A 15,698-nucleotide genomic window follows, 5' to 3' on the forward strand; every position below is an offset into this window, starting at 1 on the left:
CCTTTTGGCTGCTCCTTCATACTTGAATCCGCCTGGTCTCCTACCCCACCTTTCGCAACGGTTATACCGCCATCTACCATATAAAGCGCCCCTGTTACATAGGAGGCTTCATCTGAAGCAAGAAACAAATACACATTAGCTACTTCTTCAGGAGTACCCCTTCGCCCCATGGGAGTAGCCTGTTTCATGGTTTTCACCATCTTGCTGTCCATAGGACCTGTATCATCATGGGTCCATGCTGTATCTATTGGACCGGGGCCTACCAAATTACACCTGACACCGAACTGGGCCTGTTCCACCGCCAGTCCTCGCATAAAAGCATGCATGAAGCCTTTAGTTCCACCGTAAGGTGTATTCTGTGCAATACCAATCATACCCGCCTCTGATCCTGCTGATACAATATTTCCCTTCGTTTTATGTAATTCAGGTAAAGCAGCCTTGCTCATACAAAAGGCAGAACGAAGGTTATTCCGGATCATGTAATCGAATGCCTCTTCAGAATAATCCTGCAAGAGGTTCACTTCGGGAAAAACACCCGCATTGTTGATCAGAATATGCAATTTCCCATACTGCTTCACGGCAAGATCGACACAACTCTTTGCGTTGGCCATTACAGAAAGGTCACCGGTAAAATGTATAGCTTCACCTCCTTCTTCCTGTATACGCCTGGCCACATCTTCTACCGGATCCTCAGGAAATCCGGCTACTACAACACGTGCTCCTTCCGCAGCAAATTTCTTGCAAATGGCTTCTCCGATGCCTGTTCCGCCACCTGTTACGATGGCAACTTTGTCTTTAAGTCTGTTTCCCATTCTCTTAGTGTTTGATTTTCATGAGGGCTTGTTAGCCGTCTTATTTTAACGAAGAAAAGTTTTGACAGTTATTCTACACCCTAACAATACTTTAAGACCACGTTTTTACACAGAAAGCGTATGACAAAGTCTAGGCATCTTGTTACTGCTTATCAATTATTTTACAGAAGCCACTATGAATTTTTTATACCAAACCCTTGCCGATTCTTTTAATGATCAGTTGGAAACTGAGCACCTGCTCCTAAGGCCTTACCAGGATGGGGATGAAAGCGATTTCATGCGCCTGCTCCAGGAAGACCCGTCTATACTTAACCCGGCTTTCGGAGGCCGTTTGGCACGTGTCCGTGTTTTAGACGACGCCCGCACACAGGTAAAGCAGCTACGGACAGAATGGGATAATCGTAAAATGTTTGATTTTGGAGTATGGCTGAAGGAGGAAAAAGAATACATAGGGGATATTGCACTAAAGAACCTGGATCACCGCATTCCCAAAGCAGAAGTTGGTCTTTACTTTACAAACTGGCCGGGCACACATCAACTTGCAGTTGAGGGGCTTCAGGCTGTTCTGCAGTTCGCCTTTGATACATTGAAATTGAACAAGCTTTACCTCCGCTGCACTACATCAAATCTGTGTTTCGGAGAACTGGCAGAAGAATGTGGGTTTAAAAAAGAGGGAACCTTCCGGAATGATTTCAAAGGAGCAGACTCAGAAGAACTTCTCGACCTGATTTACTATGGCATGACGCGTGAAGATTATGAGTTTACACGTCAAAAGCAGGAGGAAGAGAGTACAACAAGTATGGTTTAAGATTAAAAAAGCAATAGCTATCTCTTAGGTTTAGCTATAAAGAAATCCGTATCAAAAGTAAGAAAGAAAGAGTTGGAGAACTCTAGTTTAGGGTCGTTCAAATCCAGCACGGGTTCCAGACGAAAAGTCAGGTACAGGTTATCAAGAATTTCCACGTCCTTCATCAGCCGGAGAATCAGCAACTGCCTTTCCTCCTGCTGGAAATCGGGGTACTTAAAAGTAGTAGAGGCAGATTGAAAAAGTTGTCCGCCCAGTTCTGCGAAATAGCTATCTCCCTGCCAGTAGCTAAGCATCACATCCTGGTACTTTGTGTCGACGCCTGCATTTAAATAAATACCGTAGCCCTGCTTGTAAGGCAACAAGAACACATTTGAAAAATCTTTATAGCCAACAAGGTAGTTTTTGGTATAAAGGCGGTGCAGCACCTGCCGATTATACTTTTTCTCCAGTTCAAGCCCCACAGCCATATTAGCCACCGTAAGCAAAGGGAGTTCTGAAGCATCAATCTGCCCTCCACGATGCTGTGCTGTAAACTGCACCGGCAAAGTCAGAAGCAAACTATCATCTAGATTTCTTCTGCCCTCCTGCTCCAATAAACTAAAGGCTGCCACAGCACCGCCATTTACCCGCTCCTGATCATCCTCGCCCCGGTATAACATATGTGCCCAATCAATCCAGGCATCTAACGCAACCGTGGGGGTTTCCAGTTTGTACTGCAGTCCGTTTTCCAACCTGTTTAGGATTACCCGCTCAAAATCATACAGTGGTTCAATGTAGCCATGGTTAAGGTTTCCTTCAAGTGTCCCAAAGGTCAGGCTCCAGTTTTCTTTTGCTATTTTGGCAGAAAAAGTGGGAGCAATGTCCTGGTAACCTGAAGCACCAAAGTCTTTCCACAATAAAACTCCAGCTTCAATTCTGACAAAAGAAGAGGGCTGGTAGCTTAGTTCAGGGTTCAGATGATAACCAAAAAGAGTGTAACCGTCTGCAATCTTGTTGAAGTACTCATTGTTCTTAGAGAAGCCGAAGGCATAAATCCCAAATCTAATCTCATTAGCATTTTCTGTTTTTATCGGTATAGGTTGCAGCAGCGCTCTGTTGTTCAATTGGGCATAAGTTAAGCCATTAGCAAACAAGGCAATAATGAGCAAAAAAAGCTTAAAAAAGCGCATAAAATTAATTCAGAAATGGGACAAAAAAGGTGCAACCGGTGTTATAAACAGTCAGCAATTGGCAGCTAATATTTTTAGTAAAATAGTTTTTTGCTTTCTTGCATATAGCTATCGAAAGTAGTAATTTCACCTTCAATATAATTCAATTAATTAAATACACATGAGCGTAAGCAACGAAAAACTGAAAGCTTTGCAGCTAACCATGGATAAACTTGACAAGACCTACGGTAAAGGAACCGTAATGAAGTTGAGTGATAACAAGGTAGAAGACATACCTGCTATTTCCACTGGCTCGCTGGGGCTGGATATTGCTTTGGGTATAGGCGGACTACCACGTGGCCGTGTCGTAGAGATCTACGGACCGGAATCTTCTGGTAAGACAACGCTTACATTGCATTGTATCGCTGAGGCACAAAAGAAAGGTGGACTGGCAGCGTTTATAGATGCAGAGCACGCATTCGACAGAGTGTATGCCCAAAAGCTCGGCATTGATACAGAAAATCTATTGATATCTCAGCCGGACAATGGCGAACAGGCTCTTGAAATCGCTGATCATCTGATTCGCTCTGGCGCTATCGACATTATTGTTATTGACTCTGTTGCCGCCCTGGTGCCAAAAGGCGAACTGGAAGGCGATATGGGTGACAGTAAAATGGGTCTGCAGGCTCGTCTAATGTCACAGGCTCTTCGTAAGCTGACTGGAACAATTAACAAGACAGGCTGTACCTGTATTTTTATTAACCAGCTGCGCGAAAAAATCGGCGTAATGTTTGGTAACCCGGAAACAACCACTGGTGGTAACGCCCTTAAGTTTTACGCTTCCGTGCGTCTGGATATTCGTCGAATCGGCCAGATAAAAGAAAGCGCAGATAACATTACCGGTAACCGCACACGTGTGAAGGTAGTGAAGAACAAAGTGGCTCCTCCCTTTAAAGTGGTAGAGTTTGACATCATGTATGGAGAAGGCATCTCTAAAGTGGGTGAAATACTTGACTTAGGTGTTGAGTTGGGCATCGTACAGAAGTCTGGATCCTGGTTCTCTTATAACGGAGATAAACTCGGTCAGGGCCGTGATGGTGTGAAGCAAATCCTGCTTGATAATCCTGAACTCATGGAAGAGATAGAAGGCAAAATCAGAGCCATTGTGAAAGGAGAGCCTGAGAGAGTAGCCGCTGCTCTTGATGATGCAGCAGCTTCTAGCGAGTGAACTCTTTTCCCAAACTATAAGTAAATAAAAGGAGCTACAAAAAAAGTAGCTCCTTTTTTAGTTCATAATGAATTGATTAGCTTTAAATATCTGTTTAACTTAGTGTCATAGCCAGCAGTTGGTATAAAACTTGATTAAAGACAAAAGAAGAAACAACTGAGCTAAGGAGATATATGAAAAAGATTTTCCCAATCATACTTGTAGTACTGGCAGCTGCTTTTGGCTTCATTACCAAGGACCGTATGCGCACAGTGCCAAACGAGAGCTTCTCTTCCGGGGAAGTTCTGAAGTATAAGGTACATTATGGTCCAATTACAGCAGCAGAAGCAGTTATTGATGTTGCTCCAACATTGCAGTACATCAACGGCAGGCCTTGTTACCGTGCAACGGTGTACGGCAAAACTAACAGTTCCTTTGACTTTTTTATTAAGATACGTGATACATGGCAGTCATATATCGATACGGCAGCACTGGTTCCGCAACGCTCCTTCAGAAACATTGAAGAAGGTAACTATCGAAAACGCGAAACAGTAGACTTTGACCATTATAAAAACACTGTATTTGTAGAAAAGAAGAAGAGGAACAAGAATAAAGAATCAAAAAACTATAAAATTCCTGAAAATGCGCAGGATATTGTAAGTGGATTTTATTACCTCCGCACCTTTGACTATGATAAAATGCGCATAGGTGAAAAGATTACAGTAAAAGGGTTCTTTGATGAGGAAAACTTTGATATGGAGGTTACTTATAAAGGCAAGGAGGTAGTAAGCACAAAAGCAGGCGACATACGGGCCATCAAACTAACTCCCAAAATGCCGAAGAACGAAATGTTCAAAGGGGAAAACGCAGTTGTGGTTTATTTATCCGATGACAAGAATAAGATCCCCGTACTAATAGAGGCTGAAATGTTTGTTGGATCTGTAAAGGTAAACCTTTACGAATACAAGAATCTAAAACATAAAATAATACTAGCACAAAAATAATTTAAGGCCGGTTCTTTACCGGCCTTTTTTACGTCTCCAACTGAACAGGCAACAGCCTCTGTATGTTAAGAAAATATTATGATTTAGTGCAATAGCATCATCGTTACACTTAGTATGGTATCTTTGTTATGGAAAAATTTTCCTTTGGAACCTTAACCCATACACCTTTGCAAACTGCATCGAGCTATAAAGTGTTAGTAGTAGACGACGATCCTGATATCGTGGAGCTACTACAATATAACCTAAAAAAAGAAGGCTATGAAGTTTCTGTAGCCGAAAATGGCCGCAAGGCCATTGAAGTGGCACAGGTTGTAAAGCCCGATGTCATTCTAATGGACGTAATGATGCCTGTTTTAGATGGCATAGCTGCTTGCCGACAGTTACGCGATATGAACGATTTCAGGCATACGCATATCATTTTCCTCACAGCCCGATCAGAAGAGTTCTCTGAGGTAGCAGCTTTTGAAGCTGGCGCCGATGACTTCATCACAAAACCAATAAAACCACGCGCTCTACTTAGCAGGTTGGCGGCTTTCGCACGTCGTGATTCCCAGCATGAAGAACAGGAACAGGTTATAGAAATTGATGACCTCCGAATAGACCGCACCAGTTTTGCTGTTTACAAAGAGGGAGAAAAAATTACCTTACCGAAAAAGGAGTTTGAATTACTGGCGTTTCTGGCTACCACTCCCAATAAAGTTTTCACCCGCGAAGAACTCTTGAACAATGTTTGGGGAAATGATGTGTATGTGATTGCCCGAACTGTGGACGTTCATATAAGAAAAGTGCGTGAGAAGGTTGGCGAGGACAAAATCAAGACCATCAAAGGCGTTGGTTATAAGTTCAACACGGACTAATAAATGAATTTAAACTCGCGTACCCTTACCATTTTAATATCATTGGCGGTGGCTTTAGTGCTTACCGCCTTTCTTGCTTTAGCCAGTTACTTCTCTTCAGAAGGATTCAAAGTGGCCCTGGTAGTGGTGTTTATCAGTTGCTTCTTGTTGGTTTACTTTTCTTATGAGGCGCTTGTGCTCCGTGAGGTAAAAAACGTTTACTCCAGTTTGGAGAAAGTGAAAAAACAGGATTTCAAGAAGATAGAGAGCAAATCTACTTTCACAACGGACCCTCTTACAAAGATTAAAGACGAAATCTATCAAATCGCGGAAAGCAAACAGCAGGAAATTGACGAGCTAAAACGCCTGCAAGCCATGCGTCGGGAATTTCTTGCAGATGTTTCCCATGAGCTAAAAACACCAATTTTTGCGGCACAGGGCTTCATACACACCTTACTGGATGGTGCTATGGATGACCCAAATGTACGGGAAAGATTCTTGGAAAAGGCTGCCAAGAGCCTAGACGGACTAGATGCCTTAGTGCAGGACCTTATAAGCATTTCTCAATTTGAGAAAGGGGTTGTGAAAATGGCCAAGCGTAACTTCGATGCTGCTCAACTGGTACGCGAAGTGTTTGAGCAATTGGAGCAAAAAGCTTTACAACGGGACATAACCCTCCATCTTAACGCAGATCCAGATGAGCAAATTATTCTTTTTGCAGATCCCAACCGTATGCGGCAGGTATTTATTAACCTGATTGATAATGCGATAAAGTACGGTCGCAAAGGAGGTAATATCTGGGTGATGTTTGATGAAGGAAAGAAGAAGTTTACTGTTACCGTTAAAGACGACGGCAAGGGCATCGCCATGGAACACATCAACAGGATCTTTGAGCGCTTCTACCGCATTGACAAGAGCCGTGCCCGCGACACCAGTAGCACAGGCTTGGGCTTAGCTATTTGCAAGCATATTGTTGAGGCGCACCGTTCTTTTATAGCAGTAAAAAGTGAACTGGGCAAAGGCACTACTCTTCGTTTTAAATTGCAAAAGGCAAAGGCAGCCTGACGGCACATTATCAATTGCTGGTTCTTATTATGTATCTTTGTAGTACGCACAGCGTCAGGTATACCTGTGCCTTACAAAGCATAATTACAGATGAAGTACCCGGTTTTCAAAGACCTAATCATATTTGAGAATGAGGATTACGTGGTGGTAAATAAGCCTCCATTCCTTTCTACACTCGAAGATCGTACCCCTAACACGACAAACCTACTAAAAATAGCCCGGCAGTATAATCCAGATTTGCAGGCATGCCATAGGCTGGACAAAGACACTTCCGGCTGTTTGGTTTTCGCCAAGAACCCTGAGGCTTACCGCCACCTGTCCATGCAGTTTGAACACCGCCAGGTATACAAGGTATACCACGCCGTTGTATGGGGTGTGCATAAGTTTGAAGATGAGCTTGTGAGCAGGGCCATCCTGCCAAACGCAAAAGGAGTGGCTCATTTAAATCCAAAAGGGAAGCCAGCAGATACTTACTTCACTACGCTGGAAAACTACAGTCGTCATACCTTAGTAGAGTGTGTGCCTGTAACCGGCCGTCTGCACCAAATCCGTGTGCACCTTGCTTATTTGGGAGCCAATATTGTAGGGGATGAGCTTTACGGAGGAGAGAACCTTTACCTTAGCAACCTCAAACGAGGCTATAACCTGAAAAAAGATACCGAAGAACTGCCATTAATCAAGCGTTTTGCTCTTCACTCCTTTAATATTGGTTTCACGCTGATGAATGAAGAGCCGGTAAAAATTGAGGCGCCTTACCCGAAAGACTTTGCCGTATTGGTAAAGCAGCTTCGGGCTCATTAAAACAGATGCTTCATATAAAATTAGGGGCAAAGGAAACAAGTAATCTCTTTCCTTTGCCCCTAATCCTATGTTTGCTGGCCCAGAAACTAATTTACGCGCAACACAATTTTACCTATGTTCTTGTTCTGCTCCATGTAGCGGTGTGCCTCTGCCACATCCTGCCAATCATACACTGAATCAACCACAGGCTTTATAGCCCCGGTTTTAAAATGGGACATGGCAAAAGAACTCATGTCCTGGGTTAATTTGACCTGATAATTCTTAGACCTGGACCGCAATGTAGAACCAGTTACCTGCAGGCGCTTCACCAGGATCTTACGCAGATCAAAATCATCTACCTTACCACCGCCCAGGCTGGCAAGTATAATCAGTCGGCCATCGAGCCGGAGACACTCTATGTTTTGCTTAAAGTATGGACCTGAGATAAAATCCACGATCACATCTACGCCCTCGCTATTAGTATAAGCCAATACCTCATCCTCAAAAGACACCTCCTGGTAATTAATGGTTTTATGCGCCCCAAGCTCTTTGCAGGCATGCAGTTTATATTCAGAAGCCGTCACCAACACCTCTGCTTTCATTTGTCGAGCCAGTTGAATTGCTGCTGTTCCAACACCACTTGCACCTGCATGTATGAGCACCCGTTCTCCTGCCTTCAGTTTACCTAACCATCCCAGGGCCTGGTATGCCGTCAGGAACACTTCAGGTATTGCCGCAGCCTGCTCCATGGTAAGGTTGTCCGGCACCGCCATAGCCATCTCCTCGTCTATTACAGCATATTCGGCATAGCCGCCTCCGGGCAACAGTCCGAACACCATATCTCCTTTTTTGAATCGTCTGCAATTAATTCCGACCTCTACCACTTCTCCGGCTATTTCCAGGCCAAGCAAAGGGCTTGCCCCTTTTGGTGGCGGATATTTGCCCTGCCGCTGGAGCGTGTCAGCACGATTGAGCGCTGTAGCATGCACCCGCACCAGCAATTCATAAGGCATTGGCAATGGCTGTTCATATTCACCCAGCGTTAATTGCTCTGGCCCACCTGGTTCTTTTACAAGTATTGCTTTCATAGTTCTTTGTTTGGCTGTTTTAGTAGACGAAAGATTCCCTCAGAAGGATTTATAACAACCTCTATAGGCCTACTCTCTCCTGATTGCCTCCACCGGATCAAGCTTGGCTGCGCGGGTAGCAGGATAAGTTCCGAAAACAATGCCCACCACAACCGCTATAGCTGCAATAACTATGAAAGTATCTACCGTATAGGCAGCCTGAAAAGGGACATCCACAAACGCTTTGATAATAGGCACTATGCCCAGCGTGGCAAGAATTCCAAAAAGCAAACCAAGTATACTTCCAAACAAAGACACCGTTACAGACTCAGCCAGAAACTGCAGCAGGATGTCGCGCTTTTTGGCACCCATCGCTTTACGCACACCAATCTCTACCGTACGCTCTGTTACTGAGATCAGCAACACATTCATAACGCCTATACCACCCACTATTACTGAAATGCCTACAATCATGCCCATGACCACTCTGAATAACAAAAAGCCTTTTGCTGCCTGCTCCACTCTGCCCTCGTTCGTCATCACACGAAAATCTGTTGTATCGGCCGGAAACTTTGCCTTCAGCCAGTCTTCTGTGTGGCTTTTAACTGTAGTTACGTCCATGATATCCTGTGCCTCCAGTGCGCCTACAGGTGGGTTGGCTTTTAGCTGCTCTTCTGTAAGCAAAGTTATCGGGTAAAACAGGCGCGCTGACTTATCATCCTCCTCCGGCAATACTCCCACTATCTTCAACTCCAGGCTATCAAAGACTACCGTCTTACCCAACAGGTGCTCAGCAGAGTCTTTTCCGAAAGCATGCACTGCAAAACCATGACTAATAACAGCGACAGGCTTTTGCTGCTGCAAATCACTAGTCGTAAAAAATTGGCCGTACTTAATCTTGGTATCAGTTGGATAGTAGGCATTGATTGCCATCAAAGAGGCGCCCATTGGTTGCTCCTTACCCTCTACCTGTACAATGTTGTTGCGCTTTGCCTGTATAAAGCCCCTGACCGGCTTCGGAGAGGATGTCTCTAGCTCCTTTAGCGTTTTGTAGTTAAGATAGCCATAGTCGCTTTTAGGCAGCCTTACATCATCAACCCGCTTATAGGTATCCGTGGTAACAATAACTGCTTTTAAATCGGTTGTCTTAGTAATTTCCTGCTGTGCAAACTCCTCCAAACCATCTATCAGCGAGAGCACCGTAACCAGGGCGGCTACCCCGATCACAATACCAAGTATAGACAATAATGTATGGAACAGCCTGGAGCGAATGTTCTGCTGCGCCAGCGAAAAGGAGATGAATAGTTTCTTTAACATAGTAGGGCAATAGTAGACACAGTTATATTCAGAAATATAATTTATAAATCCTAATACCACCAGCTGTACTGCGTGGTAGAAGCCCACTCTTCAATTCGTCTTAATCAGTTATAGCCACTAGACTCATACACTATAAATTACCTTAGACCCCTGTTTTTAAATTATTTAAAAAATAAAACAGACAAATGCTACACTTTATTACGAATATTTCGTAGTATTACGAAAACATCGTATTAAAATGGAGAAGCTAACACAACAAGAAGAGGAGGCCATGCAGGTGATCTGGGATACTGATGGAGGTTTTATAAAAGAATTTCTTGAAAAGCTACCGGAGCCCAAACCGCCTTACACTACCCTGGCATCAACAGTTAAGAACCTGGAGAAAAAAGGATTCTTAAGTAGTGAAAAGTTTGGCAATACTTACCGCTACCTGCCCCTTATAAAGGCAGAGGATTATAAAAAGCGGTTTATGAAAGGATTTGTGGGAGACTACTTCAAGAGCTCCTACAAAGAACTGGTGGCCTTTTTTGCGAAAGAGAAGCAGATAAGCGCCGAAGAACTGAAAGAGATTATAGACATGATTGAGAACAAAAAATCTGAATAATATGCCTGCCTTACTACTATATCTCCTGAAAGCGAACGTTGCCCTGGCCCTGTTCTACCTGGCTTACCACTTTGTGCTGCGTCGGCTAACCTTCTATACTTTAAACCGTGCATTTCTACTATTCGGAGTTCTGTTTTCGGTACTGTACCCGCTCTTAGACTTGTCGGACTGGTTTAGCCAACACGAGGAACTGACAGTGGTAAACACCTACGTAACTGCCATACCTGCCTTTGCCGTGGCACCAGCAGCACCCGGACAGGCACCTACATTCGACTACTGGTTTATACCTGTATACTTGTTCTGGCTGGGCGCAGCAGTTGTAGTTATAAGATTGATGATGCAGTTCGTATCGCTGTACAAGATCCATACTTCATCGGAGCCTGCCAGACACCGAGGTGTTGGCTATAGAGAGGTTAGAAGTATAAGCCATGCGTTCTCCTTCTGGCAGTCTATCTACCTGAACCCGGAGCAACACAAGCAACACGAACTGGATGCTATACTTAACCACGAGTTGGTGCATGTAAAAGGTTGGCACACTTTAGATGTTTTGCTTGCTGAGCTTAGCGCATTGTTTTACTGGTTTAACCCGGGTGGCTGGCTTATGAAAAAAGCTGTTAAAGAGAACCTGGAATTTATTGCTGACCAAAAAGTAGTTGCTGCCGGCGTGGACCGGAAAGACTATCAATACCTCCTCCTGAAAGTGACCGGCGTTTCAGAGCCGCATATAGCTAATCAATTTAACTTCTCACCACTTAAAACAAGAATAGCCATGATGAACAAAGTGCCTACCTCTAGGACCAAAAAGCTGAGATTGCTGGTTGTGCTACCTTTGGTTGCTGTGTTGCTGGTTGCTTTCAGAGGCACTTCGCAAAACGCAGTCTTTGTTGCCACCACAGAAGAATTCACTACACCAATCACCTTTCAAGATGGAGGTAAGGATTTACCTCAAGAGCTGAAGGGGCTATTGGAGAACAACTCTAACATTAAAAATGTAAGGGTAAAACTAATTGAAAACAGAAACGCAGTTGTTATAAACTTAAGAAAAGGCGGCACCGAAGTGTACTACCTTGATGATACAAATAGTATAGCTGCACTCAAAGATAAGTATACCCAGTCAGCTGAGTTGCCACCGCCACCACCACCCTCCCCACAAGACCCGAATGAGCCATTTACTTTGTTTTTAGATGAGCTGGAATACTACAAGGATAAAGCCAGGTGGCCAGCAGATTATAAAGACTTTCTGAAACGTAATCCGACTGTAGAAAAAGTTGGCTGGAAATTTAGCGACAGAAAGGATTGGAATTTAGAGTCAATCATTATTTATCTCAAATCTGGCAAGACAGAAGAATACAACTACAACAAGAGTCAAAGAATTCCGGCTGCAGAGGCTAAGTATGGAACGTTACCTCAACTTCCTCCCCCACCGCCGCCATCAAAACCAGAGAAACCTGACACACCGCCTCCGCCGCCAGCAGATGAGCATCTACCTGCTCCGCCGCCGCCACTTCCTGATGATATCCCTGTATATATTCCGGAAACCTCTAACATGCACGATGATCATAAGGCGTTTCTAAAGCGAAATCCAGTCGTGAAAGAAATAGGCTGGATAGCAAGAGAGCACAACAATAGAAACCTAAGACTTATCGTACTCTACTTAGATAATGGCAAATCTGAGATTTATGATCTCAACAATAAGGCATCTATAGCCGAGGCAGAGAAGAAGTATGGCGAATTACCTCAACTTCCTCCCCCACCGCCACCTGTTAGAAAGAAGAACTAACAGTTAAAACAAAGCAGAGCTACAGTATTGTAGCTCTGCTTTGTTTTAACCGATCATGAAGCATACCTCAATTAGGAGCTGTTGCCCATCCCTATAGATACTAACTAATCAGGCAGAAGGTGTGCTACTTTCCTGTTACACAGTATATTTCTACAACATGTATTGCATATCAGAGAATTAACTTATATCTTTGTGACCATTTTTCAAGTACCGAAAGATCAATAATTAAATAAATAAATCGCTTACAACCACTAAAAATGGATCATTTAAGTTATAAGACCCTGATGGTCAACAAAGCTTCAGCTAACAAAGGCTGGGTTATTGTTGATGCCGGGCAAGGAAACTTGGGTCGTGTGGCATCTGAGATCGCCAAGATCCTGAAGGGTAAACACAAGCCTTCATACACTCCTAATGCTGACTGCGGTGACAACGTAATCGTTATCAACTCTGACAACGTACGTTTCACAGGCCGTAAGTGGGATCAGAAGTACTACCTGACACACACTGGTTATCCAGGCGGTCAGAAGAGAACTTCTCCACGTGAGCTAAAGGCGAAATCATCTACATTACTTGTAGAGCGTGCTGTACGTGGCATGTTGCCAAAAAACAGACTGGGTAGCGAGCTATTCAGAAATCTTCATGTTTTTGCAGGAAGCGAGCATCCATTTGCAGCTCAGCAGCCTAAAGAATTAACCTTCAATATCTAATTATTAATGGAAGTTATCAATACATCTGGTAGAAGAAAAACCTCGGTGGCTCGTATCTACATGACGGCCGGGCAAGGGAATATCACTATTAACGGTAAGGATATCAAGGCATACTTCCCTGACGAAGTACTGCAAACTATAGTAAATCAGCCGTTTCAAACCTTAGATCTAATTGGCAAGTACGATGTTACTGCTAATCTAAAAGGTGGTGGTGTAAGCGGCCAGGCTGAAGCACTAAGACTTGCTATCTCTAAAGCACTGGTAGTTGAGAACGCCGAAGTTAAATCAGCTCTTCGTAAAGAAGGATTCATCACTCGTGACCCACGTATGGTGGAGCGTAAGAAGTTCGGTAAGCGTAAAGCACGTCGTTCATTCCAGTTCAGTAAACGTTAATATTTTAGGTGTATCAACAACATGGCAAGTACTAATTATAAAGAATTACTTGAGGCAGGTGTTCATTTCGGTCACCTTACCAGAAAGTGGGATCCAAAAATGGCTCCGTATATCTTCATGGAGAAGAACGGAATCCATATCATTGACTTAAATAAGACTCTAGTTGCGCTTGATGAGGCTTCTGCCGCTATCAAGAACATCGCTAAGTCTGGACGCAAAATCTTGTTCGTAGCTACTAAGAAGCAGGCACAGGAGATCGTTACAGAAGAAGCTAAGCGTCTTAAAATGCCTTACGTTACCGATCGTTGGTTAGGCGGTATGCTTACTAACTTCGCTACAGTGCGTAAGTCTCTTAAGAAAATGTCTACTATCGACAAGATGGTGAAAGACAACACTGCTTATGCAGCAATCGCGAAGCGTGAGAAGCTGATGCTTTCTCGTGAGCGTGAGAAGCTTGAAAGAGTACTTGGTGGTATCGCTGACCTTTCAAGACTGCCAGCAGCTCTTTTCATCGTTGATGTTAAGCGTGAGCACATCGCGGTTAAGGAAGCGCATAAGTTAAACCTGCCAGTATTCGCTATTTGCGATACGAACTCTAACCCAGAGCAGGTTGACTATCCAATTCCTGCAAACGACGATGCTTCTAAGTCAGTTTCTCTTATCGTTTCTATCATCGGTAAGGCTATTGAAGAAGGACTGTCTGAGCGTAAAGTTGACAAAGAGGAAACTGAGCGTAAGCGTTCTGAAGAAGAAGGCATCAAGGCTAAACAAGAAGCTGACGAGCAATAATCAATTGTTCATATTGCAATAAATTCAAACTGAACATTGGGCTTTGCTGCTTCAATGTTCAGTTTGTTTTAGGGGAACAGGGAAAGACAAAAGAGATTTTGGAAAAGGACAAAAGACCAAATGTTGGTGGTTAGTACTAAACCTTTTCCAAAGTACCCGCAAATACAGAATTCTTAATTATTAATTCATAATTCTTAATTATAAAAAAATGGCTATTACAGCACAAGACGTTAACAGACTGCGCCAGGAAACCGGAGCAGGTATGATGGACTGCAAGAAAGCGCTTACAGAAGCTAACGGCGATTTCGAAGCTGCTAAAGATATTCTGCGCAAGGCAGGTCAGAAAATTGCCAGCAAGCGTGCTGACAACGTTACTTCTGAAGGTATTGTTCTTACTCAGGTAAACGCAGATGGCAACAACGGTAAAGTAGTTGCACTAGCTTGCGAAACCGAGCCAGTTTCTAAAGTTGATGACTTCAAGAGCTTAGCACAGAGAGTTATGGATACTGCTGTATCTACTAACGCTGCTACAAAAGAAGAACTTCTTGCTGCTACTCAGGAAGATGGCCGTTCTCTTCAGGACCACATCACTGACCTGATGGGAAAGATCGGTGAGAAAATTGACGTAGTTTCTTACGAGACTGTAAACGCTGACCAGGTTGTTGCTTACACGCACTCTACTGGTAAACTTGGCGTACTAGTTGGCCTTGTAAACACAAACGGTACTGACGTAACTGAGGTAGGTAAAGACGTAGCAATGCAGATTGCTGCTATGAACCCGGTTGCTTTGGACAAAGAGGGTGTTGACGCTGCTACTGTAGAGCGTGAGATCGAAATCGGCAAAGAGCAGGCGCGTGCTGAAGGCAAGCCAGAGCAAATGCTTGAGAAAATTGCTCAGGGCAAACTGAACAAATTCTACAAAGAGAACACATTGCTTAACCAGGAGTTCGTAAAAGACTCTTCTTTAACTATCGCACAGCTGCTTGACAAAACAAGCAAAGGCATGACAGTTAACGACTTCAAGCGTGTTGCTATCGCTTAAGTTAACCTGATAGAAAGTATACAAAAACGCCCCTGAGAAATCAGGGGCGTTTTTTATTAAACATTTGTCTCTGTAAAGGAATCAGCTTTAGGCATTTCTCCTAAGGCTCGACACAAAAGCATCACGCATATCCTGGAACCGGTTCAAAACGAGTTCAATAAACTCTTCATCTATAAGGGCTTTAACCCCCTCATCTCCGTCCACTTCCGTTTCATCTATTTTATAGATCTGCTCCAGGTTAGCTTTCTCTATTTTTAGGATGTACTTGCCATTGTAGGAATGCAACGTAATTTTTACATGCGGATTAGGTATGTCTGCTACTACTCTCATAAAATAAGG

General features: G+C 43.7%; 17 protein-coding genes. 12 read left to right on the plus strand and 5 right to left on the minus strand.

Features of this window, described 5'->3' with window-relative positions:
• Positions 1-812 (minus strand): SDR family NAD(P)-dependent oxidoreductase (locus ACFSRY_RS20345; protein ID WP_377512655.1); only part of this gene is annotated, 812 nt, incomplete at its 3' end.
• Positions 813-987: 175 nt separating this feature from the next.
• On the opposite strand from ACFSRY_RS20345, the gene ACFSRY_RS20350 reads away from it, so the two are divergent.
• Complete coding sequence (locus ACFSRY_RS20350) at positions 988-1,620, plus strand: GNAT family N-acetyltransferase (RefSeq protein ID WP_377512658.1); 633 nt, start codon at positions 988-990, stop codon at positions 1,618-1,620.
• 17 nt (positions 1,621-1,637) lie between these two features.
• Here the strand turns inward: ACFSRY_RS20350 and ACFSRY_RS20355 are convergent, their stop codons facing one another.
• Positions 1,638-2,768, minus strand: a complete 1,131-nt coding sequence (locus ACFSRY_RS20355; RefSeq protein WP_377512661.1) for a hypothetical protein — start codon at positions 2,766-2,768, stop codon at positions 1,638-1,640.
• Positions 2,769-2,949: 181 nt separating this feature from the next.
• On the opposite strand from ACFSRY_RS20355, the gene recA reads away from it, so the two are divergent.
• The 5 genes from recA (at position 2,950) to ACFSRY_RS20380 (ending at position 7,681) form a co-directional block, all read left to right on the plus strand.
• Positions 2,950-3,996, plus strand: coding sequence for a recombinase RecA (gene recA, locus ACFSRY_RS20360; RefSeq protein ID WP_377512664.1), 1,047 nt, complete (start codon positions 2,950-2,952; stop codon positions 3,994-3,996).
• Positions 3,997-4,169: 173 nt separating this feature from the next.
• A complete protein-coding gene (locus tag ACFSRY_RS20365; protein WP_377512667.1) occupies positions 4,170-4,979 on the plus strand; it encodes a DUF3108 domain-containing protein in 810 nt (269 codons plus the stop codon).
• 167 nt (positions 4,980-5,146) lie between these two features.
• Positions 5,147-5,836 carry a response regulator transcription factor gene (locus tag ACFSRY_RS20370; RefSeq protein WP_377512771.1) on the plus strand — a complete coding sequence of 230 codons (690 nt, stop codon included), beginning with the start codon at positions 5,147-5,149 and terminating at the stop codon, positions 5,834-5,836.
• A gap of 3 nt (positions 5,837-5,839) precedes the next feature.
• Complete coding sequence (locus ACFSRY_RS20375) at positions 5,840-6,880, plus strand: sensor histidine kinase (RefSeq protein WP_377512670.1); 1,041 nt, start codon at positions 5,840-5,842, stop codon at positions 6,878-6,880.
• 90 nt (positions 6,881-6,970) lie between these two features.
• Positions 6,971-7,681, plus strand: a complete 711-nt coding sequence (locus ACFSRY_RS20380) for an RluA family pseudouridine synthase (RefSeq protein ID WP_377512673.1) — start codon at positions 6,971-6,973, stop codon at positions 7,679-7,681.
• An 86-nt stretch (positions 7,682-7,767) separates the two neighbouring features.
• Here ACFSRY_RS20380 and ACFSRY_RS20385 read toward each other — a convergent pair whose 3' ends face one another.
• Positions 7,768-8,748 (minus strand): NAD(P)H-quinone oxidoreductase, encoded by a 981-nt coding sequence (locus tag ACFSRY_RS20385; RefSeq protein WP_377512676.1) that lies wholly within the window; start codon positions 8,746-8,748, stop codon positions 7,768-7,770.
• A gap of 69 nt (positions 8,749-8,817) precedes the next feature.
• On the minus strand, positions 8,818-10,044 hold the full coding sequence (locus tag ACFSRY_RS20390) for an ABC transporter permease (RefSeq protein WP_377512679.1): 1,227 nt from the start codon (positions 10,042-10,044) through the stop codon (positions 8,818-8,820).
• Between the two features lie 238 nt (positions 10,045-10,282).
• Here ACFSRY_RS20390 and ACFSRY_RS20395 point away from each other — a divergent pair, with 238 nt between their 5' ends.
• From ACFSRY_RS20395 to tsf, 6 genes are all read left to right on the plus strand, one after another.
• Positions 10,283-10,648, plus strand: a complete 366-nt coding sequence (locus tag ACFSRY_RS20395; protein ID WP_377512682.1) for a BlaI/MecI/CopY family transcriptional regulator — start codon at positions 10,283-10,285, stop codon at positions 10,646-10,648.
• A gap of 1 nt (position 10,649) precedes the next feature.
• Positions 10,650-12,428, plus strand: coding sequence for a M56 family metallopeptidase (locus ACFSRY_RS20400; RefSeq protein WP_377512685.1), 1,779 nt, complete (start codon positions 10,650-10,652; stop codon positions 12,426-12,428).
• A gap of 257 nt (positions 12,429-12,685) precedes the next feature.
• On the plus strand, positions 12,686-13,135 hold the full coding sequence (rplM, locus tag ACFSRY_RS20405) for a 50S ribosomal protein L13 (RefSeq protein ID WP_377512688.1): 450 nt from the start codon (positions 12,686-12,688) through the stop codon (positions 13,133-13,135).
• Between the two features lie 6 nt (positions 13,136-13,141).
• Positions 13,142-13,528 (plus strand): 30S ribosomal protein S9, encoded by a 387-nt coding sequence (gene rpsI / locus ACFSRY_RS20410; protein ID WP_377512691.1) that lies wholly within the window; start codon positions 13,142-13,144, stop codon positions 13,526-13,528.
• Between the two features lie 21 nt (positions 13,529-13,549).
• The gene (gene rpsB, locus ACFSRY_RS20415) at positions 13,550-14,317 is read left to right on the plus strand and encodes a 30S ribosomal protein S2 (protein ID WP_377512694.1); all 768 of its coding nucleotides are present in this window, start codon (positions 13,550-13,552) and stop codon (positions 14,315-14,317) included.
• 208 nt (positions 14,318-14,525) lie between these two features.
• Positions 14,526-15,359: a translation elongation factor Ts gene (tsf, locus tag ACFSRY_RS20420; protein ID WP_377512697.1), complete on the plus strand. Its 834-nt coding sequence runs from the start codon at positions 14,526-14,528 to the stop codon at positions 15,357-15,359.
• 87 nt (positions 15,360-15,446) lie between these two features.
• On the opposite strand, the gene ACFSRY_RS20425 is transcribed toward tsf, so the two are convergent.
• Positions 15,447-15,689 (minus strand): hypothetical protein, encoded by a 243-nt coding sequence (locus ACFSRY_RS20425; RefSeq protein WP_377512700.1) that lies wholly within the window; start codon positions 15,687-15,689, stop codon positions 15,447-15,449.
• Positions 15,690-15,698: the final 9 nt, after the last annotated feature.

The sequence above is a fragment of the Pontibacter locisalis genome (genome assembly GCF_042684605.1).
GTDB classification, from domain to species: domain Bacteria; phylum Bacteroidota; class Bacteroidia; order Cytophagales; family Hymenobacteraceae; genus Pontibacter; species Pontibacter locisalis.

Coding starts and splice junctions, on each gene's coding strand:
- ACFSRY_RS20350 (WP_377512658.1), top strand. CDS start 988: ATGAATTTTTTATACCAAACCCTTGCCGATTCTTTTAATGATCAGTTG.
- recA (WP_377512664.1), top strand. CDS start 2,950: ATGAGCGTAAGCAACGAAAAACTGAAAGCTTTGCAGCTAACCATGGAT.
- ACFSRY_RS20365 (WP_377512667.1), top strand. CDS start 4,170: ATGAAAAAGATTTTCCCAATCATACTTGTAGTACTGGCAGCTGCTTTT.
- ACFSRY_RS20375 (WP_377512670.1), top strand. CDS start 5,840: ATGAATTTAAACTCGCGTACCCTTACCATTTTAATATCATTGGCGGTG.
- ACFSRY_RS20380 (WP_377512673.1), top strand. CDS start 6,971: ATGAAGTACCCGGTTTTCAAAGACCTAATCATATTTGAGAATGAGGAT.
- ACFSRY_RS20385 (WP_377512676.1), bottom strand. CDS start 8,748: ATGAAAGCAATACTTGTAAAAGAACCAGGTGGGCCAGAGCAATTAACG.
- ACFSRY_RS20390 (WP_377512679.1), bottom strand. CDS start 10,044: ATGTTAAAGAAACTATTCATCTCCTTTTCGCTGGCGCAGCAGAACATT.
- ACFSRY_RS20395 (WP_377512682.1), top strand. CDS start 10,283: ATGGAGAAGCTAACACAACAAGAAGAGGAGGCCATGCAGGTGATCTGG.
- ACFSRY_RS20400 (WP_377512685.1), top strand. CDS start 10,650: ATGCCTGCCTTACTACTATATCTCCTGAAAGCGAACGTTGCCCTGGCC.
- rplM (WP_377512688.1), top strand. CDS start 12,686: ATGGATCATTTAAGTTATAAGACCCTGATGGTCAACAAAGCTTCAGCT.
- rpsI (WP_377512691.1), top strand. CDS start 13,142: ATGGAAGTTATCAATACATCTGGTAGAAGAAAAACCTCGGTGGCTCGT.
- rpsB (WP_377512694.1), top strand. CDS start 13,550: ATGGCAAGTACTAATTATAAAGAATTACTTGAGGCAGGTGTTCATTTC.
- tsf (WP_377512697.1), top strand. CDS start 14,526: ATGGCTATTACAGCACAAGACGTTAACAGACTGCGCCAGGAAACCGGA.
- ACFSRY_RS20425 (WP_377512700.1), bottom strand. CDS start 15,689: ATGAGAGTAGTAGCAGACATACCTAATCCGCATGTAAAAATTACGTTG.